Below are 26,952 nucleotides of genomic sequence, written 5' to 3'. Positions count from 1 at the left end.
TTCAAGCCACAAGAATTCAGCAGGCTGGGCGGCGCGCCGTCGCGACAGCAGCATGCGATAGCAAAGGTTGTAAGATGCAGGTTACCGAAACGCTCAATTCCGGGCTGAAGCGCCAGATCAAGGTGTCCGTGCCGGCCAAGGACATGGAAGCCAAGCTCATGGAGCGGCTGTCCGACGCCAAGGGCAAGGTGCGCCTGAACGGGTTCCGTCCCGGCAAGGTTCCGGTCCAGCACCTGCGCAAGATGTATGGCCGCTCCTTCATGGCCGAAGTCGTCAACGAGATCATCTCGTCCTCGCCGCGCAACATTCTCGCCGACCGCGGCGAGAAGGCCGCGATGCAGCCCGAAGTCACCATGACCGAGGACGAGAAGGAAGCCGAGAAGATCCTCTCCGGCGGCCAGGATTTCGAGTTCTCGATTGACTACGAAGTCATCCCCGCGATCGAGACCAAGGACCTTTCGTCCGTCAAGATCACCCGCCAGGTCTATGACGTGCCGGAAGAGGAGATCGAGGAGCAGGTCAAGAAGGTCGCCGAATCCGCGCGCACCTACGAGACCAAGAAGGGCAAGGCCGCCGAGGGCGACCGCGTCACGATCGATTTCGTCGGCAAGATCGACGGCGAGGCCTTCGACGGCGGCGCTGCCGAAGACGCCAATCTCGTGCTCGGCTCCAACCAGTTCATCCCCGGCTTCGAGGACCAGGTCGTCGGCCTGAAGGCCGGCGACGAGAAGACGATCAACGTGACCTTCCCGGCCGATTACGGCGCGCAGAACCTTGCGGGCAAGGAAGCCACCTTCGACGTCACCGTCAAGGAAGTCGCCAAGCCGGGCGACCTCGAGATCACCGACGAAGTCGCCCAGCAGCTCGGCCTCGAATCGGCCGAGAAGCTGCGCGAGATCATCAAGGGCCAGATCGAGACCCAGTTCGGCGCGCTGACCCGTCAGAAGGCCAAGCGCCAGCTCCTTGATGCGCTCGACGAGGAGTACAAGTTCGAAGCCCCGTCCAAGCTGGTCGAGGCCGAGTTCACCAACATCTGGACGCAGGTCACCCGCGATCTCGAACAGGCCGGCCGCTCCTTCGAGGACGAAGAGACGACGGAAGACGAGGCACGCGCCGAGTACCAGCGCCTTGCCGAGCGCCGCGTGCGCCTCGGCCTCGTCCTCGCCGAGATCGGCGAGAAGGCGGGCGTGCAGGTCACCGACGACGAACTGCAGCGCGCGCTCTTCGAACAGATCCGCCGCGTTCCGCAGCACCAGCAGCAGGAAGTCTACGACTTCTACCGCAACAACCCGGCCGCGCTCGCCAATGTCCGCGCCCCGCTCTTCGAGGAGAAGGTCGTCGACCACCTCCTCAACGAAGTGAAGGTCACCGACGTTAAGGTGACCCGCGAGGAACTGCTGGCCGAGGACGAGGACGAAGCGGCCGACGCCAAGAAGACTGAAAAGAAGGCCGCACCGAAGAAGAAGGCTGCCGAAAAGAAAGCCGACGCCGACGACAAGGCGGAAAAGGCCGAGAAGAAGGCTGCGCCGAAGAAGAAGGCCGCTGCCAAGGACAAGGACGCCGAATAAGGCGTTGGTCCGGCTTGAATGAGGGAAGGGGTCCGCAAGGGCCCCTTTCTGCATTCGGGGCCTTCCATTTTGCACAATCGGACACGACATTGCCCGCGAAACGACAAGGGGATTCGCGATGCGCCGACTGATCTTGGCTTTGACGATGGCAGCGACGATGCTCGGGCCCGCGCATGCGCAGGAAGAGCGCAATCGCAGCCTGCTCGACATGTTCGGCTTCGGCAATGAGCGCACCGAGATGCCGGCCGAGGCCCCCGAAGGCGAGCGTCCCGTCCAGCGCCGGCTGCCGTTCAGCCAGAGCGAAATGCAGCTATCCTATGCGCCGCTGGTCGCCGAGGCCGGGCCTGCCGTCGTCAATGTCTACGCCTCGCAGCAGGTGCAGGCGCGCTCGCCCTTCATGGGCGACCCCTTTTTCGAGCAGTTCTTCAACCGGCAGATGCCGCCACGCGTCCAATCCTCGCTCGGCTCGGGCGTGATGGTCGATCCGTCCGGCTATGTGGTGACCAACAACCACGTCATCCGCGACGCCGACGAGGTGCGCGTGGCGCTGCCCGACGGGCGCGAGTTCACCTCGCAGATCCTCTTGAAAGACGAGTCGCTCGACCTCGCGATCCTGAAGATCGAGGCCGACGAGGAGTTCGCGTCGATCGCGCTCGGCGATTCCGACGCGCTGGAGGTCGGCGACCTCGTGCTCGCGATCGGCAATCCGTTCGGCGTCGGCCAGACCACGACGAGCGGCATCGTCTCCGCGCTCGCACGCTCGCATATCGGCATTTCCGATTTCGGCTTCTTCATCCAGACGGATGCGGCGATCAATCCCGGCAATTCGGGCGGCGCGCTGGTCAATATGGGCGGCGAGGTCGTCGGCATCAACACGGCGATCTTCAGCCAGTCGGGCGGCTCGATCGGCATCGGCTTCGCGATCCCGTCCAACATGGTCCGTGCCGTCGTCGACGCCGCCAAGGGCGGGTCGGACTATTTCGAACGGCCCTATCTTGGCGCGACCTTCGAGGCGGTGACGCCGCAGATCGCCGAGGCGCTCGGCATGAACCGGCCGCGCGGTGCGCTGGTGGCGAGCGTGGCGGCGGAAGGGCCAGCCGCCGGCGCGGGCCTGCGCCCGGGCGACGTCGTGCTGGCCCTGAACGATCGCGCGATCGAGCATCCCGACGCACTCGGCTACCGCCTCGCGACACTCGCCATCGGCTCGACCGCAAGGCTCGGCGTTCTCAGCCAGGCGCACGAGCGCGACCTGGACATCACGCTCGTGCGCGCGCCGGAGGGGGCTGCGGGTGGAGCGGTGAAGATCGCCGGTTCGAGCCCGTTCGCAGGCGCGACGGTGGAGAATTTGTCGCCGCGCCTCGCGCAGCGGCTGCGCCTGCCCCAACAGGCGCGCGGCGTCGCGATCGTCGAGATCGACCGCTCGTCCCCTGCCGCCAGCCTCGGCCTTCGGCCCGGTGACATCGTGCACGAGGTCAATGGCGACGAAATCGACAGCCCGGCCGCGCTCGAAACGGCTGTATCGGCGCAGACGCGCTGGTGGCGCTTTACACTGGAGCGCGAGGGGCGTTTGCTGCGCCAGGCGCTGCGTTTTTGACGGACGGACCCCTTGGCCGATCTCTTCTCGACAGGTGACGATCAGGATGACCGGCGGCCCGTGGGCCAGCCGCTCGCCGACCGGTTGCGGCCGCAAAAGCTCGCCGACGTCGTCGGGCAGGAGCATCTGACCGGCGAGGGCGGGGCACTGACGCGCATGTTGCGCTCCGGCACGCTCGGCTCGATGATCTTCTGGGGACCGCCGGGAACGGGCAAGACGACCGTCGCACGGCTCCTCGCCGGCGATACGGGACTGGCCTTCGAGCAGATTTCGGCAATCTTCTCCGGCGTCGCGGACCTGAAGAAGGTGTTCGAGACGGCGCGGCTGCGGCGCACTCAGGGGCGGCAGACGCTTCTCTTCGTCGACGAGATTCATCGCTTCAACCGCGCCCAGCAGGATTCCTTCCTACCCGTGATGGAAGACGGCACCGTTGTTCTCGTCGGCGCGACGACGGAGAACCCGTCCTTCGAGCTCAACGCCGCTCTGCTATCGCGGGCGCGGGTGCTGACGTTCCATCCGCTGGACGGCGAGAGCATCGAGCGGCTACTGGTCCGCGCCGAGGAAAACGAACAAAAGCCGCTGCCGCTCGATGAAGAAGCGCGCGCGGTTCTCCTGCGCATGGCGGACGGCGACGGGCGCGCGTCGCTGACGCTCGCCGAGGAAATCTGGCGCGCAGCGGCCGGCGATGAAATCTTCGACGCCGAAGGCCTGCAGCGCATCGTCCAGCGTCGGGCACCTGTCTACGACAAGGGACAGGACGGGCACTACAATCTGATCTCCGCGCTGCATAAGTCGGTGCGCGGCTCGGACCCGGATGCCGCGCTCTATTATCTGGCGCGCATGCTGGATGCGGGCGAGGACCCGCTCTATCTCGGCCGCCGGCTCGTACGGATGGCCTCGGAAGATATCGGACTTGCCGATCCGCAGGCGCTGGCGATCACGCTCGCGGCCAAGGACGCCTACGACTATCTCGGGTCCCCGGAAGGCGAGCTGGCGCTGGCGGAGGCATGCGTCTATCTCGCCACCGCGCCGAAATCGAACGGCGTCTACGTCGCCTACAAGGCGGCGATGCGTGCGGCCAAGGAGAACGGCTCGCTGCTGCCGCCCAAGCACATCCTCAATGCACCAACCAAGCTGATGAAGTCGGAGGGCTACGGCACCGGCTATTTCTACGACCACGACGCGCCCGACGCGTTCTCCGGCCAGGACTACTTCCCCGAGGCGCTCGGTCGCCAGAAATTCTACGACCCGCCGGACCGCGGCTTCGAGCGCGAGATCAAGAAGCGCCTCGACTATTGGCAGAAGCTGCGCGCGGAGCGCCAATCGGGCCGTTAGGAAGCTGGATTGCAGATTTCGACGGCCTGAACCTCGCGCCTGCCTGTCTGGAGTGCTATGGGCGCTCTTCATACGCGAAAAGAGAATAAGAATGGCAGGCGTCGAACAGATCGCAGTGGCAAGGGACGAGGCAGGAATGCGCCTCGACCGCTGGTTCAAGGTGCATTTTCCCGGGCTCGGCTTCGGCCCCTTGCAAAAGCTGCTGCGTTCCGGCCAGGTCCGCGTCGACGGCGGACGGGTCAAGTCCGACACGCGTCTCGAGGAGGGTCAGAAGGTTCGGGTTCCACCGTTGGCGGTCGATAGGAAGGCCGGCCCGGTGACGGCGCGGACCATGCGCGGCGAGGACGACGGCGACGTGCTCGCCAAGATGATGCTCTACGAAGACAAGAAGGTCATCGTCTTCGACAAGCCGGCCGGTCTGGCCGTCCAGGGCGGATCAGGCATCACGCGAAGCGTCGATTCCATGCTCGAGGCGCTGCGCAGCCAGAAGGGCGAGAAGCCGCGCCTCGTTCACCGGCTCGACCGCGACACCTCGGGCGTCCTCGTCGTCGCCCGCACGCGCCTTGCGGCGATGAAGCTGGCCGAAGCGTTCCGCCACCGCGAGACCAAGAAGACGTACTGGGCGCTGGTCAAGGGCGTGCCGCCCAAGCGCGAGGACAAGATTTCGACCTGGATGGTCAAGGAATCCACCATCGACGGCGACCGGATGCGCGTCGCCGACCACGGCGAGAAGGGCGCGGACCATGCCGTCTCCTTCTACCGCATCGTCGAGCAGGCTGCGCAGACGATGTCGTGGCTCGAAATGGAGCCCTATACCGGCCGCACGCACCAGCTTCGCGTCCACGCCGCGCATATCGGCTGCCCGATCCTCGGCGATCCGAAATATTTCGAGGCCGACAAGAATTACGATTTCCCCGGTGGCATGCAGAAGCGCCTGCACCTTCACGCGCGCCGCATCATCATTCCGCATCCTGATGGCGGCAAGATCGACGTCACGGCGCAGTTGCCGCCGCATATGAAGCAGAGCTGGAACCTCCTCGGCTTCGACGAGAATTCGGCGGACGACTGAATGAGCGAGGCAGGAACGGCGATTGACCGACGCGCGGTGATCGACGGATTCGCCGTTGCCATGATGATCATGCTGACCTTTTCCTGGGGCCTGAACCAGGTCGCCATCAAGGTCGCCAATACCGGCTACAGCCCCATCTTCCTGACGCTTGCCCGCTCGGGCATCGCGGCGGTTCTGGTCTATGGCTGGTGCGTCTGGCGCGGCATCCGCCTGTTCGAGCGTGATGGGACGCTGTGGCCGGGACTCCTTGCCGGCGCGCTGTTTGCCATCGAGTTCATGCTGATCTTCTTCGGCCTCGACTACACGACCGCGGCGCGCGGGGCGCTCATGATCAACACCATGCCGTTCTGGGTTCTGATCGGGGCGCACTTCCTTCTCGGCGAGCGGATCACTTCGACCAAGTTCCTCGGGCTGGCGATGGCGTTCGTCGGAGTGGCGCTCGTCTTCGTCGATCAGCTCAGCCTGCCCGACGCTTCGGCCTTGCGCGGTGATCTCATGTGCCTTGCCGCCGGCGTATTGTGGGGCGCGACGACGCTCGTCATCAAGAAATCCAAACTGTCGGACGCGACGGCAGAAAAGACGCTGATGTACCAGCTCGTCGTTTCCGTCATCTTTGCCATCCCGCTTCTGCCTTTCGGCGGGGCGATTCTGCGCGACGTGTCGGCTCTGGCAACCGGCGCGCTGCTGTTTCAAGCGATCTTCGTGGTCGCTTTCACCTACATCCTCTGGTTCTGGATGATCCGGACCTATCCGGCGACCGGACTTGCCAGCTTCGCCTTCCTGACGCCTGCCTTCGGCGTTCTATGCGGCGGCTTCCTGTTGAACGAGCCGCTTTCGATGAACATATTCGCGGCTCTGACGCTCATCGCCGCCGGGCTTTTCGTCGTCAACCGCCCGGTGCGCAGACGCATTCCGCCCGGCTGAACATTCGAGGACCGACCATGCGCGATATCCTGAGCGATCTCGACACCCCGTTCGTTTCGGACGAAAATCCGATGAAGCGGGCGCAAAAGCAGATGCGTACGCCGCTTCCAAAACGCTTCTACAAGGCGGCTTCGGTCCGGCAGGACGCCGCCAGCGGCACGTTCGCAGTGGAACTTGATGGCAAGCAGGTCCGAACGCCAGGACGCGCTGTGCTTGCGCTGCCGACCGAGGCCGCCGCGCGGCTCGTCGCCGATGAGTTCGACGCGCAGACCGAGGAAATCAATCCATTCGACATGCCGGTCCTGCGGATCGCCAACACCGCGATCGATGGTGTCTCGACGGACACGCAGGCCGTTCTCGAAGACATCCTGCGTTACTCGTCGACCGACCTCGTCTGCTACCGCGCCGACGGGCCGGAATCGCTGGTCGAACGCCAAAGCGAAGCCTGGGACGGCATCATCGACTGGGCGCGCGCCAGCCTTGGCGCGCGGTTCGTTCTCGCGGAGGGTGTCATGCATGTCGACCAGCCGCGCGAGGCCATCGGCGCCATCGGCATTCACCTGAAGATGCGCGAAGAACCATTCCGCCTGTCGGCGCTGCACGTCATGACGTCGCTCACCGGTTCGGCGCTGATCGCGCTCGCGGTCGATGCGGGGGAGCTTTCGCCGGAAGAGGGCTGGGCGGCTGCCCATGTCGACGAGGACTGGAACATCGCGCAGTGGGGCGAGGATGGCGAAGCGGCACGCATGCGCGCCGCCAAGAAGCGCGACATGCTGGCCGCAGCCGCGCTGATCGAGGCATTGAAAGGCTAGGGCCTCGGCGTCAGGAAAACCTGGATGGCGCGGGCGATTTCGCTTTCGAGCGGGAAGGACAGCATGCCCATCACCGAATAGCCGAGCAGCCACGGCATCACGTAGAATCGGAACAGGAAGAAGAACCACGCGACGTATAGCGGGATCAACGGCTCGAGCAGGAAGCTTGGGGTGATCGGCCGGAATACGCGCAGGATCGGATTCGTCGAGCGCACGAAGAAGCGCATGAAGAAGAAGTTCGAATCTTCCGACAGGAAGAAATTCATCGCCGCCCGGCCGATAAGCGTCCACATGATGACGCCGAGCACGTAGTCGACGACGATCACCCATAGCGGGAAACTTCCAAGTACCTGTTCCATCGACCGAATCGTTCATTGAGAAAAAGGGCAGGGGCGGGACGATGTCCCGCCCCTGCGGCGTTTGCAACCGGGCCTTAGTGCGGGTCCAGGATCGGCTTACCCGTCGGAATGCGGGTTTCGTCGACCATGCGCTGGATTTCCGCATCGGGCTCCGGCGTCATCAAGGTGACGGTAACCATCGCAACGAGGCTGAAGGCCATGCCGATGATGCCGAACCGCAGATCGTCGAGACCCATGATCGGCGCTCCACCCGTATAGACGTACCACAGGTAGATCGTGCCGGAGATGAAGCCCGCTGCCATGCCGGCGATCGCGCCTTGCGTATTCGCCCGCTTCCACCACACGCCGAGGACGAGCGGGAAGAAGAGGCCCGAACAGGCGAAGCAGAAAGCCCATGCAACCGCGCCGAGAATGCCGGTTAGCTGCATCGCAGCCATGAAGGCACCTGCGGCACCGATGATCACCAGAAGAACGCGCGCAACGATCAGGCGGTGCTTCGTGTCGGCCTTCGGGTCGATGACCTTGTAGTAGAGGTCGTGGCTGAGCGCGTTGGCGATGGCGAGCAGCAGACCGTCTGCCGTCGACATTGCAGCCGCCATGCCGCCTGCGGCAACGAGGCCGGAGATGACGTAGGGCAGGCCCGCGATTTCCGGCGTTGCCAGGACGACGATGTCTTCGCGCATGAAGAACTCGTTGAGCTGGAGAATGCCGTCGCCATTGTGGTCGATGATCGCCAGGAAGTTGACGCTGCTCCAGTTCTGGACCCAGGCAAGGGCCTGAACTTCCTCGATCGTCTTGCCGATGATGGCCGTCGGCAGCGACGGGTCGAGAAGCTGCAGCTTCGTCAGCGTGGCCAGAGCCGGCGCCGTGAAGTACAGCAGGAAGATGAAAAGCAGCGACCATGCGACCGACTTGCGGGCGGAGCGCACGGAAGGCGTGGTGAAGTAGCGCATCAGGATGTGCGGCAGCGATGCCGTACCTGCCATCATGCAGATCGCCAGCGTGATGAAGCGCCATTCGGCCAACGCACCCGTCGGTTCGACATGCGGTGTGACCAGCGCCTTCATGCCCGCAACGCCCTCAGGCGGTGCCGTCAGCCCATACTGAGCCTCGAGCTCCGTGATGGTCTGGACCGCTTCGCCATAGGAGAAGTGCGGAATGATGCCGAAGCCCTGGACGTTCGACATCCAGATGACCGGCACCAGATAGGCGATGATCAGCACGATGTACTGCGCGACCTGCGTCCATGTGACGGCGCGCATACCGCCGAGCATGGAGCAGACCAGGATGCCGAAGAGGCCGAACCAGACACCCCAGGAGAACGGAATGTGCAGTGCGCGCGCAGCGATCGTGCCGGTTGCGGTGATCTGCGCCGTCACATAGGTGAAGGATGCGGCGACCAGGATGACGACGGCCAAAATGCGCGCGAAGTTGCCGCCGTAGCGCGTGCCGATGTAGTCCGGCACCGTGTAGCAGCCGAACTTGCGCAAGTAGGGCGCCATCAGCGAGTTCACGAGGATGTAGCCGCCGGTCCAGCCGACGACGAAGGCGAGATAGCTGTAGCCGCCGAAATAGATGCCGCCGGCCATCGCCACGAAGGATGCACCGGACATCCAGTCGGCAGCAGTCGCCATGCCGTTGTAGACGGCGGGCACCTGACGACCGGCGACGTAGTAGGCTTCCACTTCCATCGTGCGCGACATCCAGCCGATGGCCGCGTAAATGAAGATGGTGAAGGCGACGAAGAGAATGCCGATCGTATCGGCGCCGACGCCCATCTGTTCAAGGACGGCCATCAGCAGGATGAAGACGAGAAATCCGCCTGTGTAGAGGCCGTAGACCCGGCCGAGATTGTCGAGAAAACTCCCGTTCATTGCGTCATTCCCCCCTTAATCGCCGACGCCGAATTCGTCGTCGATCTGGTCCTGCCGCCAGTTCTGGAAGAACACGAGCAGGACGAACGCAATGAGCGAACCTTGGCAGATCATGTAGAAGCCAAGCGGAAAGCCCATAAACGTGATTTCATTGAGTGGCCGCACCATCAGCGGGACCACGATGGAAAAGATGAACCAGAGAATCAAAATGACGACCGTCAGATTCCTGGTCTTTGCCCAGTAGCGATCTCTCACGTCCTGGGGGATTTCCCTATTGTCAGCGGACATGGTGTCCTCCTCCCTCAAATTGTGTTAGCGACCTCTCCGCCAACAGCCCGATTGCCGCCTCCCGGCGATGGAATCGCAATCGTGACGGCAAAGTGTCGGTCAAGTGTCCGGCGAATGGAATTGAGACATTGGTCGTACCCACAGGGAGGTGAGGACTTGGCAATACTGGAAAAAGCACAAGAGGCCGGCCGCGTTCTGGCGGGCATGTTCGGCTTCAATGCGCGCGCACGGAAGCTGGACGACGTCGACACGTTCGAGCACTTCGTCTCGGCGCGCTCGGCCTTCGTCGCGCAGAAGAAGCTCTACGGCTACCTGAAGACTCGTATGGGAACGCGCTATCCCTCGATGTTCGAGGACGACCAGTTCATCGCCTCGATCAACATCGCAAAGGCACACATCTTCGCGGCCTGTCTCTCCGACATGACGATCTTCGCCGTCGCCGATGTCGGGGCGCAGGGCCGACTGTCGCGCGAACAGAAGAACATGCTCGCACGTCGGTGCTACGAGGCGGGTCTGCGCGGCAATGCCGAACAACTCGCCCACGCCGGCGCCGAGCAGGACTGGCGCACCGCGTTCGGTGCCCGGATCGGTGGCATTCATTGGGACAATGTCGCCGCCGGCGCGGACGTGTTCGACACCAGCCCCGCAACGCTCGTGGAATGGGCGCCGATCGCCCCCCAGCTCAAGGCCTATGACCGCGAAATCGTCGAGAATTCGCTGAAGTTCGCATGGATCGAGATCCGGCGCGACTACCGCAGGATGATCGACCGCGACGCCGTCGCCGCCGATTTCCGCAACCGGACATGAAAAAAGGGCGCCGCGGCGCCCCTTCGTCGTCCTGCATACTGCCGATCAGCGCTTGGCGATCGGCACGTAATCGCGTTCAGCATGACCGGTATAGAGCTGGCGCGGGCGACCGATCTTCTGGTTCGGGTCCTCGATCATCTCCTTCCACTGCGCGACCCAGCCGACCGTGCGCGCGAGCGCGAACAGAACGGTGAACATGGTCGTGGGGAAGCCGAGCGCCTTCAGCGTGATGCCCGAATAGAAGTCGATGTTCGGGTAGAGCTTCTTCTCGATGAAATATTCGTCGGTGAGCGCGATGCGCTCGAGTTCCATCGCAACGTCCAGAAGCGGATCGTCCTTGATGCCGAGTTCGCCGAGAACTTCATGCGTGGTCTTCTGCATGATCTTGGCGCGCGGATCGTAGTTCTTGTAGACCCGATGGCCGAAGCCCATCAGGCGGAACGGGTCGTTCTTGTCCTTGGCGCGGGCGATGAATTCGGGGATCTTGTCGACCGAGCCGATCTCCGAGAGCATGTTGAGCGCTGCCTCATTGGCGCCGCCATGTGCAGGGCCCCATAGGCACGCGATGCCGGCCGCGATGCAGGCGAACGGATTGGCGCCCGACGAGCCGGCGAGGCGCACGGTCGAGGTCGACGCGTTCTGCTCGTGGTCGGCGTGCAGGATGAAGATGCGCTCCATGGCGCGCGCCAGCACCGGGTTGACCTTGTAGTCCTCGCACGGCACGGCGAAGCACATGTGCAGGAAGTTGGCGGCGAAGGAGAGCTCGTTCTTCGGATAAACGAAGGGCTGGCCGATATGGTACTTGAACGCCATCGCGGCGATCGTCGGCATCTTCGCGATCAGCCGGATCGAGGCGACCATGCGGTGATGCGGGTCCGAGATGTCGGTCGAGTCGTGATAGAAGGCCGACAGCGCGCCGACGACGCCGCACATGACGGCCATCGGGTGGGCGTCGCGGCGAAAGCCGGTGAAAAAGCGCGAAAGCTGCTCGTGCACCATCGTGTGGTGCGTGACGCGATAGTCGAAATCCTCCTTCTGCGCCTTGGTCGGCAGTTCGCCGTAGAGCAGGAGGTAGCAGGTTTCGAGAAAATCGCCGTGCTCGGCGAGCTGGTCGATAGGGTAGCCGCGGTGGAGCAGGATGCCCTCGTCGCCGTCGATATAGGTGATCTCCGATTCGCAGCTCGCGGTCGAGGTGAAGCCGGGATCGTAGGTGAAGGCACCGGTGTTCTTGTAGAGCGTCGCGATGTCGATGACGTCCGGACCGACAGAGCCTTTCCGCACCTTGAATTCGTGGGAATCGCCACCGAATTCGAGTTTCGCCGTCCCTTCAGTCATATCAACACCTCATTCATGCGGAAGACTTTCTTTGGCAGTGCATCATTGTCATGAAACATAACCGACGACCCGCCGTGCGCGCTCTAGCTAGCGCATTTGCATTGCCGTGCCAAGTTCACCGACAGTTGCATGCTGCGCTGCGAAAAGCTCTTCACTTTTCGGCCTGATCGCGAAGCCGACCGAGACTTTCCTCGCGGCCCAGAACGGCCAGAACGTCGAAAACGCCGGGCGAAACGGAGCGGCCGGTCAAGGCTGCGCGCAGGGGTTGTGCCGCCTTGCCCAGCTTCAATCCGGTCTCCTCCGCATAATTGCGAACCGCTGCTTCCGTTTCGGATGCGCTCCAGTCGCCGACGGCTTCCAGGCGGGGAAGGAGGTCGCGAACGACGTCGCGGCCGCCATCGGCGAGAATCTGCTCGGCCTTCTCCTCCATCGGCAGGGGCCGCGCGGCGAACAGGAAAGCCGCGCCGTCCTTCAGCTCGACAAGCGTCTTGGCGCGATCCTTGAGGCCGGACATCGCCGCCAGAAGCTGCGCGCGACGCTCCGGCGTCAGCGCCGCAATCATTTCGGCCCCACCGGCAAGATAGGGCAGCGTCGCCTCGAATGCGCCGAGAAGCTCGGCATCGTCGCTCTGGCGCATATGGACGCCGTTGAGGGCCTCCAGCTTAGCGAAGTCGAAGCGGGCCGCGCCCTTGTTGACGTCCTCGATTTCGAACCATTCGATCATCTGGTCGAGCGTCATGATCTCGTCGTCGCCATGGCTCCAGCCGAGGCGGACGAGATAGTTTCGCAGCGCCGCCGGCAAGTAGCCCATCTCGCGATAGGCCTCGACGCCGAGCGCGCCGTGCCGCTTGGACAGCTTGGCGCCATCCGCGCCGTGGATCAGCGGGATGTGGGCCATGACCGGAACGTCCCAGCCCATCGCCTGGTAGATGATGGTCTGGCGCGCAGCGTTGGTCAGGTGATCGTCGCCGCGAATGATGTGGGTGACGCCCATGTCGTGGTCGTCGACCACGACGGCGTGCATGTAGGTTGGGTTGCCGTCCGAGCGCAGGATGATGAAATCGTCGAGGTCCTTGTTGGGGAAGCGAACCTCGCCCTGAACCTTGTCGGCGACGATGGTGAACCCGTCCTGCGGCGCCTTGATGCGCACGACAGGCTTGACGTCCTCGGGCGCCTCGGACGGATCGCGGTCGCGCCAGCGCCCGTCATAGCGCGGCGGCTTGCCCTCGGCACGCGCCTTCTCGCGCATCTCGGTCAATTCCTCGGGCGAGGCATAGCAGTAATACGCCTTGCCGCTCTTCACCAACTCCTCGCCGATCGCGCGATGGCGCGCGGCGCGCTCGAACTGCGAGACCGGCTCGCCGTCCCAGTCGAGGCCGAGCCACTTCAGCCCGTCGAGGATCGCGACCGTCGCCGCGTCCGTCGAGCGCTCGCGGTCGGTGTCCTCGATGCGCAGCAGCATCTCGCCGCCCGTGTGCTTGGAATAGAGCCAGTTGAAAAGCGCGGTGCGCGCGCCGCCGATGTGCAGATAGCCGGTCGGCGAGGGGGCAAAGCGGGTGACGACCTTGGAGGACATGATTGCTCCTGGAGAACTTGGGGAGGCGCACGGCTCGGCCGCGTCGCGGGCGCTGTGGCCATTCGTGGTGGCTCATGTAGCATAGGCGGCTCGAGGCGCAAGCGGGCGGGCAGGGGATATGGCCGGGGATACGCGTCAGGACGAGGAATGGCGCGCCTTCGTTCCGCCCGGCGAGGCGGACGAAGCGGACATTGTGCCCGTTCGGGCCGAAGCCGGCGCGCGCCTCGACACCAGGCCATCACCGCGCCACATGGGTTCGTCCCACACGCTTCCCTCGCGCGACGCGGCCGCCCGCGCCGTGGCCGACGAGCGCGATCGCGGAACAGGCTTCGTCTTCATCCCTGTCGCGATGGCGCTTGGCGTCATCGTCTACGGAGCGCTGCCTTTCGAGCCGCCCCTCGTCCTCCTCGCTGCGATCCTTGGCGCGCTGGTCGTCGTGGGGCATCTTGCGCGGGGCCGGCCCGCATTTTCCTTCGCCGTTTTCGCAACACTGGCCACCATCGTCGGGGCGGGGGTTGCCGGTGTGGAAACTTGGCGAGCCGACACGGCGATGATGGGGTCGGAAATCGGGACACAAATCACGGGACGGGTGGTGCGGATCGAGCATCAGGCAACCGGCCGCACTCGCCTGACCGTCGACGTGATCTCGACCGCCCGGCCGGAACTGCGCTATGCGCCCGAGCGCGTTCGCCTGTCCGCGCGAAACGTGCCACCCGAACTGCAGCTCGGCATGACAATCGTCGGCATCGCACGGCTGATGCCGCCATCCGGGCCGGTGCGCCCTGGCGGCTACGACTTCGCCTACAACAGCTATTACGATGGCATCGGGGCGATCGGCTTTTTCCTGCGCGATCCCGTGCTCGCCTCGTCGTCCTCGCAACCTGACTGGCGCGAGAGGTCGAAAGTGCGCCTCGAATCCGTCCGCCTCGCCATCGCCGCGCGGGTGCGCGCCGTCCTCGAAGGTGCCGAGGCCGAAATCGCAGCAACCTTGATCGCAGGCGTTCGCGCGGGCATACCCGAGACGATCAACGAGGACCTTCGGAAAACAGGTCTCGCGCACATACTGTCCATTTCCGGCCTGCACATGGCGCTCGTCGCGGGCACCGTTCTTGTCACCATTCGCGGTGGCTTCGCGCTCTTTCCGGTCTTCGCCTCGCGTCGGCCGGTGAAGAAGTACGCGGCAACCATCGCGCTGATCGCGGCGACGCTCTATCTCGGCATATCCGGCGGTGAAGTCGCCGCGCAGCGCAGCTACATCATGCTTGCGGTGATGCTCGTCGCGATCCTGTTCGACCGCGCCGCGCTGACGATGCGCAATCTGGCGATCTCGGCCATCATCGTCATCGCGATTTCGCCGCACGAAGTCGTCGGCCCCAGCTTCCAGATGTCCTTCGCCGCGACCGCGGCATTGATCGGCGCCTATGGCTGGTGGAGCGAGCGGCGGCGAACGCCCACCGCCGTTCAGCCCCAACGCGGCGCAATGGGCCGAATCGGGATAGGAGCGCTCAAATTCATGCTCGGCCTCGCGGCGACGTCCGTGGTCGCCGGCCTCGCCACGACACTCTACGGCGCCTATCACTTCCACCGCGTCTCACCGCATGCGCTCTGGGTGAACCTGACTGCGATGCCGATCGTCTCGGCCATCGTCATGCCGTTTGCGGTGCTCTCCGCGATCTTGATGCCGCTGGGCCTCGAGGCCTTGCCGCTCCGGATCATGGGTGCAGGCCTGTCGGCCGTCCTCGAGATCGCCGCCTGGTTTGCGGCGCGCTCGCCGATCGATGCCGTCGGCTCGCTGCCCGTCGCTGCCGTCGCGGTGCTCACGGTCGGTCTCGTCGCCATGACCGCGCTCTCGGGGAAGTTGCGCCTGATCGCCCTGCCATTCCTGATCCTCGGAACCGGCCTCATCGCAAACCGCGACCTGCCGGATGTCCTTGTCTCGGAGGATGGACGGCTCGTCGCCATCGCCGGCCAGGGGCGGACGCTTCACGTCAATCGATCCCGGCCGAACGGCTTCACGATCCAGAACTGGCTGCATGGAATGGATGCGGACCGCTTCCAATCGCCTGCCGATGCGGCGACGCTGGCCGAAGCGATTGACAGGGCCTCGACCGTGCCGGGCTTTTCCTGCGCGGACAAGACATGCGTCGCGCAGGACGAGCAAGGGCGTCTAGTGGCGCATGTACCGGACGCGATCGCCGCCTTCGCATTCTGTACCAGCGCCGCGCTGATCGTGATCGATGATGCGACTGCAGGCCATGTCTGTCGGACGGGTGAGGCGGCGATCGTGACGAAGAAGGACCTGGCACGGCGGGGCAGTGCGGAAATCCGATTGGGCAACGCAGGTGCCCTGCCAAACATCATCCATGCCATTCGCGAGCCCTACCGGCCGTGGCACAGCCACCGCCAATTCTCCCGCGAGGCGCGCGGGATGCCGCCCTATCGCCGCGATTGACCCCGCCGTCGCTCAGTACTTGCGGAGCAGCCCGACCAGCTTGCCCTGAACCTTGACGCGCTCGGAACCGTAGATCTTCGTCTCGTAGGCGGGATTGGCCGCTTCGAGCGCGATCGACGCGCCCTTGCGGCGGAAGCGCTTCAAGGTCGCCTCCTGATCGTCCACCAGCGCGACGACGATCTCGCCCGGCGTCGCGGACTGCCCCGCCCGGATGATCACCGTGTCGCCATCGAGGATACCGGCCTCGATCATCGAATCGCCATGGACGTCGAGCGCGTAATGCTCGCCGCCCGCCAGCATCTCCGGCGGCACGGCGACCGCGCGGGTCGCATGCTGGATCGCGTCGATGGGGACGCCGGCGGCGATCCGGCCCATGACGGGAATCTCGACCGGCGCTCGTGTCACCGGAACCGGCTGCGCCTTCTCCGTCCTTACCGCCGGCTTTTCCGACAGGCTGCCCTGGATGACGCTCGGCTGGAAACGCCGCGGCTGCTGGGAGATCGATTCGGGCAGCTTGATCACCTCGAGCGCGCGTGCCCGGTTTGGCAGGCGACGCAGGAAGCCGCGCTCCTCGAGCGCCGTGATGAGACGATGGATGCCCGACTTGGAAGCCAGACCGAGCGCCTCCTTCATCTCGTCGAAGGAGGGCGGCACGCCGCTCTCCTTCAGCCGCTGATGGATGAAGAGCAGGAGTTCGTGTTGCTTGCGCGTGAGCATGGCAGTCCTTACAAGGAGAATCGCCGAAAAACAAAACCAGAACAAACTTAACCGTTCTTCATGTGTTCTGCAACAGGCGCGTGAAAGTCGAGCAATCTGGACAAAACATGGCCCATACCGACCGAATTCTCTTTTGCCTCGGCGCGCTTTGCGGCGCCTGCGGTGTCGCACTTTCGGCGGTCGCCGCGCACCGAGAGGGCACGCTCGGCACCGCGGCCGACATGCTGTTGTTCCATGCACCGGCGCTGATGGTGCTGGCGGGTCTTCAGTTCGGCCGGCTCCAGCTTGCCGGCACCTGGATTCTCGCGGTCGGGCTCGCGCTCTTCTGCGGGGACATTGCTGCCCGCGCATTTCTCGGCGACCGGCTGTTCCCGATGGCCGCACCTGCCGGCGGCATGCTGTTGATCGGCGGCTGGGCCGTCGTCGCAGCTTCTGCGCTGTTCAGCCGGCGCGGATCAACCTGATCGCGTCGTCGCGCCCGAAGAGATAGAGCAGCGTGCGGATCGCCCGCCCGCGCGGCGTGGCGAGGTCGGGGTCGCGCTGGAGGAAGAGCCGCGCATCGTCACGCGCGACCGACAACAGGTCGGCGTGGTGTTCCAGGCGAGCAAGCTGGAAGCCGGGCGTGCCAGACTGGCGCGTGCCGAGGAGTTCGCCTTCGCCGCGCAGTTTCAGATCTTCCTCGGCGATGCGGAAGCCGTCTTCCGTGTCGCGCATGACGGTCAGCCGCTGCTTGGCGACCTCGCCGAGCGGCGACTGGTAGAGGAGCACGCAGCTCGACGCCGCCTGTCCGCGCCCGACCCGGCCGCGCAACTGGTGAAGCTGGGCGAGGCCGAAACGCTCGGCATGCTCGATGACGATGATCGTCGCGTCGGGCACGTCGACGCCGACTTCGATGACGGTCGTTCCCACGAGGATACGCGTGCGGCCGGCCTTGAAATCGGCCATCGCCTCGTCCTTTGCTACGCCCGACATTCGACCGTGGACGAGCCCGACGTCGGGGCCGAAAATGTCTGCCAACGCCTTGTGCCGGTCAGCGGCGGACATGACGTCCATGCCTTCGGCTTCCTCGACCAGCGGGCAGATCCAGTAGATCTTCTGGCCTTCGTCGACGGCGCGGCGCATCCGGGCGATCAAGTCCGAAAGACGTTCGAGCGGCAGGGTGACGGTCTGGATCGGCTGGCGGCCAGCCGGCTTCTCGTCGAGGCGCGAGACGTCCATGTCACCGAAGGCTGTGAGGACGAGCGTGCGCGGGATCGGCGTCGCGGTCATGACGAGAATGTCGGGCGCCGCGCCCTTGGCGCCGATGGCGAGACGCTGGTGGACGCCGAACCGATGCTGCTCGTCGATGACGGCGAAGGCGAGGCCGTGGAAACTGACGCTCTCCTGGAAGATCGCGTGCGTGCCGATGACGATGTCGATCGTCCCGTCGGCGATGGCGGCAAGTGTTTCCGCGCGCTCGCGGCCCTTCTCGCGGCCGGTGAGGATGGCGGCGCGGAGCCCGGCTTTCTCGGCCAGCGGCGCGATCGTCGCAAAATGCTGGCGCGCAAGGATTTCCGTCGGCGCCATCAGCGCGGACTGGCCGCCGGCCTCGGCAATCCGCGCCATGGAAAGCAACGCGACGACGGTCTTGCCCGAGCCGACATCGCCCTGGAGAAGCCGTAGCATGCGATCCGGCTTGGCGAGGTCGCCTTCGATCTCGGCGATCGAGCGCTGTTGCGCGCCGGTGAGCGCATAGGGCAGGGCGTCGCGGATCGCCGCGCCCTTGGCGCCATCGCCGAGGCGAGCCTGGCCCGCGACACGCTTCATGCGCAGACGCACCAGCGCGAGCGCGATCTGGCCAGCGAGAAGCTCGTCATAGGCGAGCCGCCGCCATGCCGGACTTGCGACATCGCAATCGGCAGGCGCTTCGGGCTGGTGGAGATGGAGAAGCGCTACGCGAAAATCGGGAAAGTCGTGGCGGCCAAGCACGGTCTCGTCCTGCCACTCGGGAAGTATCGGCATCCGCTCCAGCGCCGAGGCAACCGCCTTGCGCACCAGCTTGGCCGAAAGCCCGGCCGTCATTGGATAGACCGGCTCGATCGCGGGCAGGGCTCCGGCGTCCGCCTTGGCGACGATGTGGTCCGGGTGAACCATCGACGGGCGGCCGTTGAACCATTCGACCTTGCCGGAGACGACGATCTCGCCGCCGACCGGCATCAGCTTTTCAAGCCACTGGCCCTTGGCATGGAAGAAGGTGAGCGCGATCTCGCCGGTCTCGTCAAAGGCGAAGACGCGGTAGGGCATCGCGCCACGGCCACGTGGTGGCGCCTGGTGGCGATCGACGGTGAGGTCGAGCGTCACTATCGACCCTTCGCCCGAAAGCGCGACGCCTGGGCGGCGCGTGCGGTCGATCACCGAATGGGGTGGCACGAAGAGAAGGTCGGCCGCGCGCACGTCGCGGCCCGTCGTGTCGGCCGAGAGGATACGGCGCATCAACTCGGCCGTCTTCTCGCCGACGCCGGCGAGCGAGGTGACGGGCGCAAAGAGGGGATCGAGTTCGGTCGGACGCATGGCGCGCGATACTATCGACGCAACTTCGCGGCCGAAAGGCTGACATCGCGTTTCCCAGACGCTATATGCGCGGTCCAACCCGATAGGCCCTTCATGTCCGCAAATTCCGCTGATCTTCTCGATATCCGCAAGCGCAAGGCGCGTTTTCGCGCCTGGCATCGCGGGATGCGCGAGGCCGACCTCGTCATCGGTGGCTTTGCCGATCGCGAACTCGGCAAATTCGACGAAGGGCAGCTCGAACTCTTCGAGTCCCTGCTCGGCGAATCCGATGGCGACATCGTCAAGTGGATCACCGGCGAAATGCCGGTTCCGCCGCATCAGGACAACGAAATCGTCCGCCGCATGATCACCGACGCCCGCAGCCTCGCCACCTGACATGACGCTTCTCAATCCCATTCACATCTCCGCCAGGCGCACCGGTGAACCGACAGTCGTCGACGGCGTCGCCGATGGCTACGAGGCCTTTGCGCTCGCGGCGATCGCGGCTGCGCAGGATGGCCCGGTCGTCTTCGTCGCGCGCGACGGGCAGAAGATCCCGGCGCTCGCCGACATCCTGCAGTTCGTCGCGCCCGGCCTGCCGGTGCTCGAACTGCCGGCCTGGGATTGCCTCCCCTATGACCGCGTTTCGCCCGGCAGCGACGCGGTCGCGCGTCGTCTGGACGCCATGGCGTCGGTCGCCGCGCTTCGCAAAAAACCGCACCGCGCCATCGTCCTCGTCAGCGCCAATGCGGTGCTGCAGAAGATGCCGCCGCTCGATTTCGTCGCCGGCCAGACGCTGAGCGCGAAGCCCGGCAACCAGATCGACATGAACGACCTCGTCGCAAGGCTGGAGACGAGCGGATTCGAACGCGTGGCGACGGTGCGCGACGTCGGCCAATATGCGGTACGCGGCGGCATTCTCGACCTTCTGGCGCCCGGCGCGGAGGAAGCGCTGCGGCTCGACTTCTTCGGCGACACGCTGGAATCGATCCGCGCCTTCGACCCGGCCTCGCAGCGCACGACCGGCCAGCGGCGCGAATTGCGGCTGCAGCCGATGAGTGAGATTGCGCTGACACCCGACACGATCAGCCGCTTTCGCCGCAACTACATCGAACTCTTCGGCGCGCCTTCGCGCGACGATGCGCTCTACGCCTCGATCAGCGAGGGCAGGCGCTTTGCCGGCATGGAGCACTGGCTGCCGCTCTTCTTCGAGACGGTCGAGACCATATTCGACTATCTGCCGGACGCGCCGGTGGTCTTCGACCATCTCTCGCGCGAGGCGATCGGCGAGCGACACACGCTGATCCGCGACTATTACGATGCGCGCAAGCGCCAGTCGTCCGGCAGCGTCGGCGAAGCGGTACCGTACAAGCCGCTGCCGCCGGACGCGCTCTACCTTTCAGCCGATGCCGTCAAGGGGGCAGGCGAGGGCCGCGACGTCCTCGAATTCACGCCCTTCGCCGCACCGGAAGTCGACCGCCGCCGCATCATCCACGCAGGTGCCGAGGCCGGCCGGTCCTTCGCCGAGGAACGCGCGGACCCGTCGATCAACGTCTTCGACCGCGCCGCGCGCTACATCGCGGACCTGCGTGCCAAGAAGCGCAAGGTCGTCGTAGCAGGCTGGTCGGAAGGTTCGTCCGATCGTCTGGCGCAGATCCTCGGCGAGCACGAACTCGAAGGCGTCGCCCGCGTCACCTCGCTGGCCGACCTCGAAAAGCTCGGGACCGACAAGATCGGCCTTGCGATCCTGCCGCTCGAAAGCGGCTTCCAGACCGAGAAGCTGGTCGTCGTCGCCGAGCAGGACATTCTCGGCGATCGGCTCGTGCGCCGTTCGAAGAAGCGCAAGAAGGCGTCTGATTTCATTGCCGAAGTCGCCGCCCTCAATGCCGGCGACATCGTCGTCCATGCCGACCACGGCATCGGCCGCTTCGTCGGCTTGCAGACGATTACGGCCGCCGGCGCGCCGCATGACTGCCTGGAACTGCGCTATGCCGGCGACGATCGGCTGTTCCTGCCGGTCGAGAACATCGAGCTTCTGTCGCGCTATGGTGCCGAGGGCTCCGAGGCCACGCTCGACAAGCTCGGTGGCGGGGCGTGGCAGGCGCGCAAGGCGAAGCTGAAGAAGCGCCTGCTCGAAATGGCGGGGCACCTGATCCGCATCGCGGCGGAGCGCACCTTGCGCCCCGCGCCGGTGATGGCGCCGCCGGACGGCGTCTACGGCGAGTTCGCCGCGCGCTTTCCTTATGACGAGACCGACGACCAGCAGAACGCCATCGACGCGGTGCTGGACGATCTGGCGCGGGGCCGCCCTATGGACCGGCTGATCTGCGGCGATGTCGGCTTCGGCAAGACCGAGGTGGCGCTGCGCGCGGCCTTCATCGCCGCGCTCGAAGGCTTCCAGGTCGCCGTGGTCGTGCCGACGACGCTTCTCGCCCGCCAGCATTTCAAGACGTTCTCGCAGCGCTTTGCCGGGCTTCCGGTCAAGGTCCGGCAGGCCTCGCGACTGGTCGGCTCGAAGGAACTCGCAGAGACCAAAAAGGGCATCTCGGACGGCACGATCGACATCGTCGTCGGCACCCATGCACTGCTGGGCTCCGGCGTGAGCTTCAAGAATCTCGGCCTGCTGATCGTCGACGAAGAGCAGCATTTCGGCGTCAAGCACAAGGAGCGGCTGAAGGAGCTGAAAAGCGACGTGCACGTGCTGACGCTTTCCGCGACGCCGATCCCACGCACGCTGCAACTGGCGCTGACGGGCGTGCGCGAACTCTCGCTCATCACCACGCCGCCGGTCGACCGCATGGCGGTGCGCACGTTCATCGCGCCTTTCGACCCGCTGGTCATCCGCGAGACGCTTTTGCGCGAGCGCTATCGTGGCGGCCAGAGCTTCTACGTCGTGCCGCGTATCTCCGACCTCGGCGAGATCAAGCAGTTTCTCGACGAGCAGGTGCCTGAACTGAAGGTTGCCACCGCGCATGGCCAGATGGCGGCGGGCGAACTCGACGACATCATGAACGCCTTCTACGACGGCCAGTACGACGTGCTCCTGTCGACCACGATCGTCGAATCCGGCCTCGACATCCCCACCGCCAACACGCTCGTCGTCCACCGCGCCGACATGTTCGGCCTCGCGCAGCTCTACCAGATCCGCGGTCGCGTCGGTCGCTCGAAGTCACGCGCGTATGCGCTTTTGACGCTGCCGGCCAACAAGATGCTGACCCAACAGGCCGACCGCCGCCTGAAGGTCTTGCAATCGCTCGACACGCTCGGCGCCGGCTTCCAGCTCGCCAGCCACGATCTCGACATTCGCGGCGCCGGCAACCTTCTCGGCGAGGAGCAGTCCGGCCATATCAAGGAAGTCGGCTTCGAGCTCTACCAGCAGATGCTGGAGGAGGCCGTGGCTGAGACGAAGGGCGACGTTGATGCGGGCTCTGGCGAGTGGTCGCCGCAGATCGCGGTCGGCACGGCCGTCATGATCCCGGAAAGCTACGTGCCGGACCTGCAACTGCGCATGGCGCTCTATCGCCGTCTGGCGGACCTCGACACGCCGCAGGAGATCGACGGCTTCGGCGCCGAACTGATCGACCGCTTCGGCCCGCTGCCGCAGGAAGTCGAGCACCTGATGAAGATCGTCTTCATCAAGGGCCTTTGCAAGCGCGCCAATGTCGAGAAGCTGGACGCAGGGCCGAAGGGCGTCGTCATCCAGTTCCGCAACAAGAGCTTTCCGGAACCGGCTGGACTCGTTCGCTATATCGGCGAGCAGGGGGCGGCGGCGAAGATCCGCCCGGACCATTCGATCGTGCTCGTGCGCGACTGGGCGACACCGGCAAAGCGCCTGCAGGGCTCGGCGGTGATCATGACCCAACTGGCGAAGATCGCGGACAAAGCCGCTTAGGCGGCAGATCCGAGTTCACCGCGCGCCTTGGCAGCCGAAATCTGGCGGATCGCATCGGCAAGGACGGCCGGGTCCTGCGCGCCCATGACCGCGTAGCGGCCTTCGAGGAGGTAGCAGGGAACGCCGGTGACGCCCATCTGCTGGGCGGTCTCGATTTCGCCGCGGGTCTCGGCGATGTCGGAATCGCTCGCAAGCAGCGCCTCGACGACTGCCGCATCCATGCCCGCCTCGCGCGCGATGTCGATGAGGACAGCGCGGTCGCCGACATTGCGGCCTTCCTCGAAATAAGCCTGCATCAGCCGCTTCTTGACCTCGGTCTGCCGGTTACCTTCGGCGGACGCCGCCCAGCGGATGAGCCGGTGCGCGTCGAGCGTGTTCGGCGAAACCTTGATCGCATCGAAGGCGAAGTCGATGCCGGCCGAGCGGCCAGCCTCGGCGACGCGCGCATGAATTTCGCGAAGCTTCTCCTCGCTGCCGAACTTCGCCAGCATGTATTGCCTGCGGTCGCGCCCTTCCGGCGGAATGGTGGCGTCGAGTTGGTAAGGCCGCCAGCGCACGTCGACCGGCACCTCTTGGGCCTGAGCCATCGCCGCATCGAGCCGCTTCAGGCCGATATAGCACCAGGGGCAGACGACGTCGGAAACGACGTCGATCGAGATCGGGACCGTGTGCTGCATGAGCTAGTTCCTATTGCGCGCGCCACCATGCAGGCAGGTGGATGCCGTAGAGCGGAACCTTATCAGGGCGCTCGATCCGCGACCAGCGCGCGACCCAAAGCTCTGGCTGGTGATAGAGCGGGACGACATAGGCGCCGTTGAGAAGAACCCGGTCATAGGCGCGCACCGCGTCAACGAAGCTCTCGCGCGTCGTGGCGGTCAGGAGGTTGCCGATCATCGCATCGACGGCAGGCTCGGCGACGCCGGCATAGTTCATCGTGCCCTGCGGCTCCTTCGCCCGACTTCCCCAACGCCCGACCTGCTCCACGCCGGGAGAGAGCGACGAGGTGTAGGTGTGGAGGATGACGTCGTAGTCGTATGTCAGGAGCCGCTGCTGATACTGCGCATCATCGACCGAGCGCATGGTCAGTTCGATGCCGATGGCGCGCAGCGTGCGCTGCCAGGCGGACGCGATCTCCTCGCCATTGCGCCCGCGCAGCATGATTTCGAAGGCGAGGGGGCGGCCGTTCGGACCGACCATGCGGCCGTCCTGCATCGTGTGACCGGCCGCCTTCAGCGCCTCGAATCCCCTTCGAAGGAAATCACGGTCCCGGCCGCTTCCATTGGTCTTCGCCGGCTGATGCTCCCCGGCAAGAATCTGCGGCTCGATTGTCTCGGCGAATTCGCCGAGCAGTGCGAGTTCGGCCTCGCTCGCGTGACGGTCGAGGGAGGAGAGTTCGGAGCGGGCATAGTAGGAGCCGGTGCGCTCATAGGCATTCGACAGGAGCGTGCGGTTGACCCATTCGAAATCGAAAAGGCCCGCCAGCGCACGTCGCACGGCGACATCCTGGAAGACCGGCCGGCGCGTGTTCATGACGAAGCCCTGCATGCCGGACGGCAGCCCGGTCTCGAATTCGTCCTGCACGACGCCGCCCGAAGCGACCGCGGGGAAGTCGTAGCCCGTCGCCCAGCGCTGCGCATTGGTCTCGAGCTGGATGTCGACGAGACCCTTCTTGAACGCCTCGAACATGGTGTTCGTGTCGCGGTAGTAGGTGATGCGGATCTCGTCGTAATTGTCGAGACCGCGCTTCGAGGGATGATCTTTCGCCCAATAATCCTCGTCGCGCTTCAGGACGATGCGCTCGCCCGGACGAACTTCGGCGATCTCGTAAGGGCCGCTGCCGATCATCGGCGTCAGTGTCGAGCGGTCGAAGGTCTCGCGGTCGATGGCATGTTCGGGCAGCACCGGCATCAGACCGAGGATCAGCGGCAGTTCGCGGTCGGGCTCGACGAATTCGAATCGCACCGTGTCGCCCTCGACGATCGTCTCGGCGATCTTGCGCGCCGTCGTCGCGTAGCGCGGATAGCCTTTTTCGGCGAGAAGCTCGACGGTGAAGGCGACGTCCTGCGCCGTGACCGGCTCCCCGTCGGAAAATCGCGCATCGGGGTCGATGGTGAATTCGACGAAGGAGCGCGCATCGTCCGTCTCGACCGTCTTCGCGATCAGCGGATAGAGCGAGAAAGCCTCGTCATAGGAGCGCTGCATGAGCGTTTCGAAGACATTGTTGCCCAGTTCGAGGTCGAGGATGCCGCGCGCACCCGAGCCTTGCACGATGAACGGATTGAGGCTGTCGAACGACCCCTGCACGGCGTAGTCGATCCGCCCGCCCTTTCGGGCGTCGGGATCGGCATAGGGCAGGTGGGCATAGGCTTCGGCGAGCGCCGGTTCGCCATGCATGGCGATGGCATGTTGCGGCTCGGCCATTGCATGCGCGAGCGGCAGCGCCATGACCGCGGCCGCGGCTGCCAAGCCCAGAAGTCCTCGCATCTTAGCCTCTCCGAAAATCGCGCGATGATTCGCGAAAGCCTAGTCGATACGCGGCCTCGTTTGAACCGACCCAGCGCCTCACGCGACGATCTGCGCTAGCTTCTGGGCAAAAAGGCGGTGGCTCTGGATTTCGGCCGGCATAAGGTGTAGACGCCCCCGGCAGTCATGCTCTCGCCGCATTTGGTCAACACGACGCCAATCGATGGGCCACGGCCGGTGCCGACACTCAGATCTTACGCGAAAGGATCGCTTCGGATGACGACCCTTACCACCGCATCTACGATTTCCACGATTGCCGCTGGCCTGGTGGGGCTGGCACTTTCGACATCGGGCGCCAGCGCCCAGCAGCAGCCTGAATTGCCGCAGGGCTGGTTCAAGGCCTGCAGCCAGCAGGAAGAGACCAACATCTGCAACGTGCAGAACATCATGGTCTCCGAATCCGGCCAGTTGCTGACCGGCGTCAGCCTGATCCAGATCGAAGGCGGCCAAGCCCGCCGCGTCTTCCAGGTCACCGTTCCGCCCGGCCGTCTTCTGCCCCCCGGCATCGGCATGCAGATCGACGGTGGCGAGACCCAGAAGCTCGACTACGTGATCTGTCTGCCCGACCGCTGCATCGCGGAAGGCCAGTTGACAGACAATCTTGTCGCCTCCTTCAAGCGCGGCTCGAACCTGCGCCTGACGTCGGTGAACTTCCAGAACCAGCCGAATCCGATCCAGGTTTCGCTGTCCGGCTTCACCCAGGCCTTCGACGGAGCACCGCTGCAGCAGTCCGACATCGAGGACCGCCAGCGCCAGCTTCAGGACTTCGTCAGCCGCAACACGGAAGATTTCAACCGTCGCCTGCGCGAAGAGCAGGAACGTGCCAAGCAGGGCGGCACCGCCGCTCCGGCCGCCGGTGCGGCAACCGAAACCGACTAGGCGTCGGGTTCAGGCGAACGAATCGAAACGGGCGGCCATCGGGCCGCCCGTTTTTCGTTTCAGTGGCTTGCGCGGGGCTTCGGCTCGTACCGCCCCTCGCTCAGCGCTCCGAAATACTCGCGAAGCTGCGGGTGGCGTACCGGCTCGCCGGTTTCGTCCGGCAGGAGGTTCTGCTCCGAAACATAGGCTACGTATTCCGTCTGCGCGTTTTCGGCGAGCAGGTGATAAAAGGGCTGATCCTTTCGCGGACGCATGTCGGCGGGAATGGCGCGATACCATTCCTCGGTGTTGGCGAACTCGGGATCGACGTCGAATATCACACCGCGGAACGGGAAGATGCGGTGGCGAACGACTTGGCCAATGGCGAACTTTGCGTTTCTTGTCTCGGGCATGTGTCTGACCTCACATGTCTACTTGGC

Annotated in this window: 22 protein-coding genes; 12 read left to right on the top strand and 10 right to left on the bottom strand. The window is 64.9% G+C overall.

Annotated features, from left to right (window positions below; all coding sequences use genetic code 11):
• Nucleotides 1-74 precede the first annotated feature (74 nt).
• The 6 genes from tig to ALII_RS0101710 all read left to right on the top strand — a co-directional run bounded on the left by tig (nt 75) and on the right by ALII_RS0101710 (nt 7,302).
• Nucleotides 75-1,568, top strand: a complete 1,494-nt coding sequence (gene tig, locus ALII_RS0101735; RefSeq protein ID WP_024585615.1) for a trigger factor — start codon at nt 75-77, stop codon at nt 1,566-1,568.
• Nucleotides 1,569-1,686: 118 nt separating this feature from the next.
• Entirely contained in the window at nt 1,687-3,162 is a 1,476-nt protein-coding gene (locus tag ALII_RS0101730; protein ID WP_024585614.1) for a DegQ family serine endoprotease, read from the top strand.
• 12 nt (nt 3,163-3,174) lie between these two features.
• Entirely contained in the window at nt 3,175-4,497 is a 1,323-nt protein-coding gene (locus tag ALII_RS0101725) for a replication-associated recombination protein A (RefSeq protein WP_024585613.1), read from the top strand.
• Nucleotides 4,498-4,588: 91 nt separating this feature from the next.
• Nucleotides 4,589-5,566 (top strand): RluA family pseudouridine synthase, encoded by a 978-nt coding sequence (locus ALII_RS0101720; RefSeq protein WP_024585612.1) that lies wholly within the window; start codon nt 4,589-4,591, stop codon nt 5,564-5,566.
• Nucleotides 5,567-6,490, top strand: coding sequence for a DMT family transporter (locus ALII_RS0101715; RefSeq protein WP_024585611.1), 924 nt, complete (start codon nt 5,567-5,569; stop codon nt 6,488-6,490).
• Nucleotides 6,491-6,507: 17 nt separating this feature from the next.
• Nucleotides 6,508-7,302 carry an ATP12 family protein gene (locus tag ALII_RS0101710; protein ID WP_024585610.1) on the top strand — a complete coding sequence of 265 codons (795 nt, stop codon included), beginning with the start codon at nt 6,508-6,510 and terminating at the stop codon, nt 7,300-7,302.
• On the opposite strand, the gene ALII_RS0101705 is transcribed toward ALII_RS0101710, so the two are convergent.
• The 3 genes from ALII_RS0101705 to ALII_RS0101695 form a co-directional block, all read right to left on the bottom strand.
• Nucleotides 7,299-7,661, bottom strand: a complete 363-nt coding sequence (locus ALII_RS0101705) for a YggT family protein (RefSeq protein WP_024585609.1) — start codon at nt 7,659-7,661, stop codon at nt 7,299-7,301. The genes ALII_RS0101710 and ALII_RS0101705 overlap by 4 nt on opposite strands.
• Nucleotides 7,662-7,735: 74 nt before the next feature.
• The gene (locus ALII_RS0101700) at nt 7,736-9,535 is read right to left on the bottom strand and encodes a sodium:solute symporter family protein (RefSeq protein ID WP_024585608.1); all 1,800 of its coding nucleotides are present in this window, start codon (nt 9,533-9,535) and stop codon (nt 7,736-7,738) included.
• 15 nt (nt 9,536-9,550) lie between these two features.
• Nucleotides 9,551-9,823, bottom strand: coding sequence for a DUF4212 domain-containing protein (locus ALII_RS0101695; protein WP_024585607.1), 273 nt, complete (start codon nt 9,821-9,823; stop codon nt 9,551-9,553).
• Nucleotides 9,824-9,979: 156 nt separating this feature from the next.
• Between ALII_RS0101695 and ALII_RS0101690 the strand changes: the two genes are divergently transcribed.
• The gene (locus tag ALII_RS0101690) at nt 9,980-10,630 is read left to right on the top strand and encodes a hypothetical protein (protein ID WP_024585606.1); all 651 of its coding nucleotides are present in this window, start codon (nt 9,980-9,982) and stop codon (nt 10,628-10,630) included.
• A gap of 45 nt (nt 10,631-10,675) precedes the next feature.
• On the opposite strand, the gene gltA is transcribed toward ALII_RS0101690, so the two are convergent.
• Both gltA and gltX read right to left on the bottom strand, forming a co-directional pair.
• Complete coding sequence (gltA, locus tag ALII_RS0101685) at nt 10,676-11,965, bottom strand: citrate synthase (protein ID WP_024585605.1); 1,290 nt, start codon at nt 11,963-11,965, stop codon at nt 10,676-10,678.
• A gap of 151 nt (nt 11,966-12,116) precedes the next feature.
• The gene (gene gltX / locus ALII_RS0101680) at nt 12,117-13,541 is read right to left on the bottom strand and encodes a glutamate--tRNA ligase (RefSeq protein ID WP_024585604.1); all 1,425 of its coding nucleotides are present in this window, start codon (nt 13,539-13,541) and stop codon (nt 12,117-12,119) included.
• A gap of 118 nt (nt 13,542-13,659) precedes the next feature.
• Between gltX and ALII_RS0101675 the strand changes: the two genes are divergently transcribed.
• Nucleotides 13,660-15,993 (top strand): ComEC/Rec2 family competence protein, encoded by a 2,334-nt coding sequence (locus tag ALII_RS0101675; RefSeq protein ID WP_081718859.1) that lies wholly within the window; start codon nt 13,660-13,662, stop codon nt 15,991-15,993.
• A gap of 12 nt (nt 15,994-16,005) precedes the next feature.
• Here ALII_RS0101675 and lexA read toward each other — a convergent pair whose 3' ends face one another.
• Nucleotides 16,006-16,710 carry a transcriptional repressor LexA gene (gene lexA, locus ALII_RS0101670; protein ID WP_029660080.1) on the bottom strand — a complete coding sequence of 235 codons (705 nt, stop codon included), beginning with the start codon at nt 16,708-16,710 and terminating at the stop codon, nt 16,006-16,008.
• 107 nt (nt 16,711-16,817) lie between these two features.
• Between lexA and ALII_RS0101665 the strand changes: the two genes are divergently transcribed.
• Nucleotides 16,818-17,174 carry a DUF423 domain-containing protein gene (locus tag ALII_RS0101665; protein ID WP_024585603.1) on the top strand — a complete coding sequence of 119 codons (357 nt, stop codon included), beginning with the start codon at nt 16,818-16,820 and terminating at the stop codon, nt 17,172-17,174.
• Here the strand turns inward: ALII_RS0101665 and recG are convergent.
• On the bottom strand, nt 17,152-19,260 hold the full coding sequence (recG, locus tag ALII_RS0101660) for an ATP-dependent DNA helicase RecG (protein WP_024585602.1): 2,109 nt from the start codon (nt 19,258-19,260) through the stop codon (nt 17,152-17,154). The genes ALII_RS0101665 and recG overlap by 23 nt on opposite strands.
• Before the next feature lie 93 nt (nt 19,261-19,353).
• Between recG and ALII_RS0101655 the strand changes: the two genes are divergently transcribed.
• Both ALII_RS0101655 and mfd read left to right on the top strand, forming a co-directional pair.
• Complete coding sequence (locus ALII_RS0101655) at nt 19,354-19,635, top strand: succinate dehydrogenase assembly factor 2 (protein WP_024585601.1); 282 nt, start codon at nt 19,354-19,356, stop codon at nt 19,633-19,635.
• Between the two features lies 1 nt (nt 19,636).
• Nucleotides 19,637-23,131: a transcription-repair coupling factor gene (gene mfd, locus ALII_RS0101650; protein WP_024585600.1), complete on the top strand. Its 3,495-nt coding sequence runs from the start codon at nt 19,637-19,639 to the stop codon at nt 23,129-23,131.
• Here the strand turns inward: mfd and ALII_RS0101645 are convergent.
• Nucleotides 23,128-23,808, bottom strand: coding sequence for a DsbA family oxidoreductase (locus ALII_RS0101645; RefSeq protein WP_024585599.1), 681 nt, complete (start codon nt 23,806-23,808; stop codon nt 23,128-23,130). The genes mfd and ALII_RS0101645 overlap by 4 nt on opposite strands.
• A 10-nt stretch (nt 23,809-23,818) precedes the next feature.
• On the bottom strand, nt 23,819-25,576 hold the full coding sequence (locus ALII_RS0101640) for an extracellular solute-binding protein (protein ID WP_035449209.1): 1,758 nt from the start codon (nt 25,574-25,576) through the stop codon (nt 23,819-23,821).
• Between the two features lie 294 nt (nt 25,577-25,870).
• On the opposite strand from ALII_RS0101640, the gene ALII_RS0101630 reads away from it, so the two are divergent.
• Nucleotides 25,871-26,533, top strand: a complete 663-nt coding sequence (locus ALII_RS0101630) for an invasion associated locus B family protein (RefSeq protein WP_024585597.1) — start codon at nt 25,871-25,873, stop codon at nt 26,531-26,533.
• A 59-nt stretch (nt 26,534-26,592) separates the two neighbouring features.
• On the opposite strand, the gene hspQ is transcribed toward ALII_RS0101630, so the two are convergent.
• On the bottom strand, nt 26,593-26,925 hold the full coding sequence (gene hspQ / locus ALII_RS0101625) for a heat shock protein HspQ (RefSeq protein ID WP_024585596.1): 333 nt from the start codon (nt 26,923-26,925) through the stop codon (nt 26,593-26,595).
• Nucleotides 26,926-26,952 lie beyond the last annotated feature (27 nt).

Origin of the sequence: Aliihoeflea sp. 2WW (assembly GCF_000497755.1) — a bacterium.
In the GTDB taxonomy this organism is placed as follows: domain Bacteria; phylum Pseudomonadota; class Alphaproteobacteria; order Rhizobiales; family Rhizobiaceae; genus Aliihoeflea.
This window is presented reverse-complemented; position numbering and strand designations above follow the sequence as displayed.

What these genes read in the sequence shown, in the direction of transcription:
- ALII_RS0101715 (WP_024585611.1), top strand. Translation starts at nt 5,567, where the DNA reads ATGAGCGAGGCAGGAACGGCGATTGACCGACGCGCGGTGATCGACGGA.
- ALII_RS0101730 (WP_024585614.1), top strand. Translation starts at nt 1,687, where the DNA reads ATGCGCCGACTGATCTTGGCTTTGACGATGGCAGCGACGATGCTCGGG.
- ALII_RS0101640 (WP_035449209.1), bottom strand. Translation starts at nt 25,576, where the DNA reads ATGGCGCTGCCGCTCGCGCATGCAATGGCCGAGCCGCAACATGCCATC.
- ALII_RS0101705 (WP_024585609.1), bottom strand. Translation starts at nt 7,661, where the DNA reads ATGGAACAGGTACTTGGAAGTTTCCCGCTATGGGTGATCGTCGTCGAC.
- ALII_RS0101720 (WP_024585612.1), top strand. Translation starts at nt 4,589, where the DNA reads ATGGCAGGCGTCGAACAGATCGCAGTGGCAAGGGACGAGGCAGGAATG.
- tig (WP_024585615.1), top strand. Translation starts at nt 75, where the DNA reads ATGCAGGTTACCGAAACGCTCAATTCCGGGCTGAAGCGCCAGATCAAG.
- ALII_RS0101630 (WP_024585597.1), top strand. Translation starts at nt 25,871, where the DNA reads ATGACGACCCTTACCACCGCATCTACGATTTCCACGATTGCCGCTGGC.
- recG (WP_024585602.1), bottom strand. Translation starts at nt 19,260, where the DNA reads ATGCGTCCGACCGAACTCGATCCCCTCTTTGCGCCCGTCACCTCGCTC.
- mfd (WP_024585600.1), top strand. Translation starts at nt 19,637, where the DNA reads ATGACGCTTCTCAATCCCATTCACATCTCCGCCAGGCGCACCGGTGAA.
- ALII_RS0101645 (WP_024585599.1), bottom strand. Translation starts at nt 23,808, where the DNA reads ATGCAGCACACGGTCCCGATCTCGATCGACGTCGTTTCCGACGTCGTC.
- lexA (WP_029660080.1), bottom strand. Translation starts at nt 16,710, where the DNA reads ATGCTCACGCGCAAGCAACACGAACTCCTGCTCTTCATCCATCAGCGG.
- ALII_RS0101655 (WP_024585601.1), top strand. Translation starts at nt 19,354, where the DNA reads ATGTCCGCAAATTCCGCTGATCTTCTCGATATCCGCAAGCGCAAGGCG.
- ALII_RS0101700 (WP_024585608.1), bottom strand. Translation starts at nt 9,535, where the DNA reads ATGAACGGGAGTTTTCTCGACAATCTCGGCCGGGTCTACGGCCTCTAC.
- ALII_RS0101665 (WP_024585603.1), top strand. Translation starts at nt 16,818, where the DNA reads ATGGCCCATACCGACCGAATTCTCTTTTGCCTCGGCGCGCTTTGCGGC.
- ALII_RS0101675 (WP_081718859.1), top strand. Translation starts at nt 13,660, where the DNA reads ATGGCCGGGGATACGCGTCAGGACGAGGAATGGCGCGCCTTCGTTCCG.
- gltA (WP_024585605.1), bottom strand. Translation starts at nt 11,965, where the DNA reads ATGACTGAAGGGACGGCGAAACTCGAATTCGGTGGCGATTCCCACGAA.
- ALII_RS0101695 (WP_024585607.1), bottom strand. Translation starts at nt 9,823, where the DNA reads ATGTCCGCTGACAATAGGGAAATCCCCCAGGACGTGAGAGATCGCTAC.
- hspQ (WP_024585596.1), bottom strand. Translation starts at nt 26,925, where the DNA reads ATGCCCGAGACAAGAAACGCAAAGTTCGCCATTGGCCAAGTCGTTCGC.
- ALII_RS0101710 (WP_024585610.1), top strand. Translation starts at nt 6,508, where the DNA reads ATGCGCGATATCCTGAGCGATCTCGACACCCCGTTCGTTTCGGACGAA.
- gltX (WP_024585604.1), bottom strand. Translation starts at nt 13,541, where the DNA reads ATGTCCTCCAAGGTCGTCACCCGCTTTGCCCCCTCGCCGACCGGCTAT.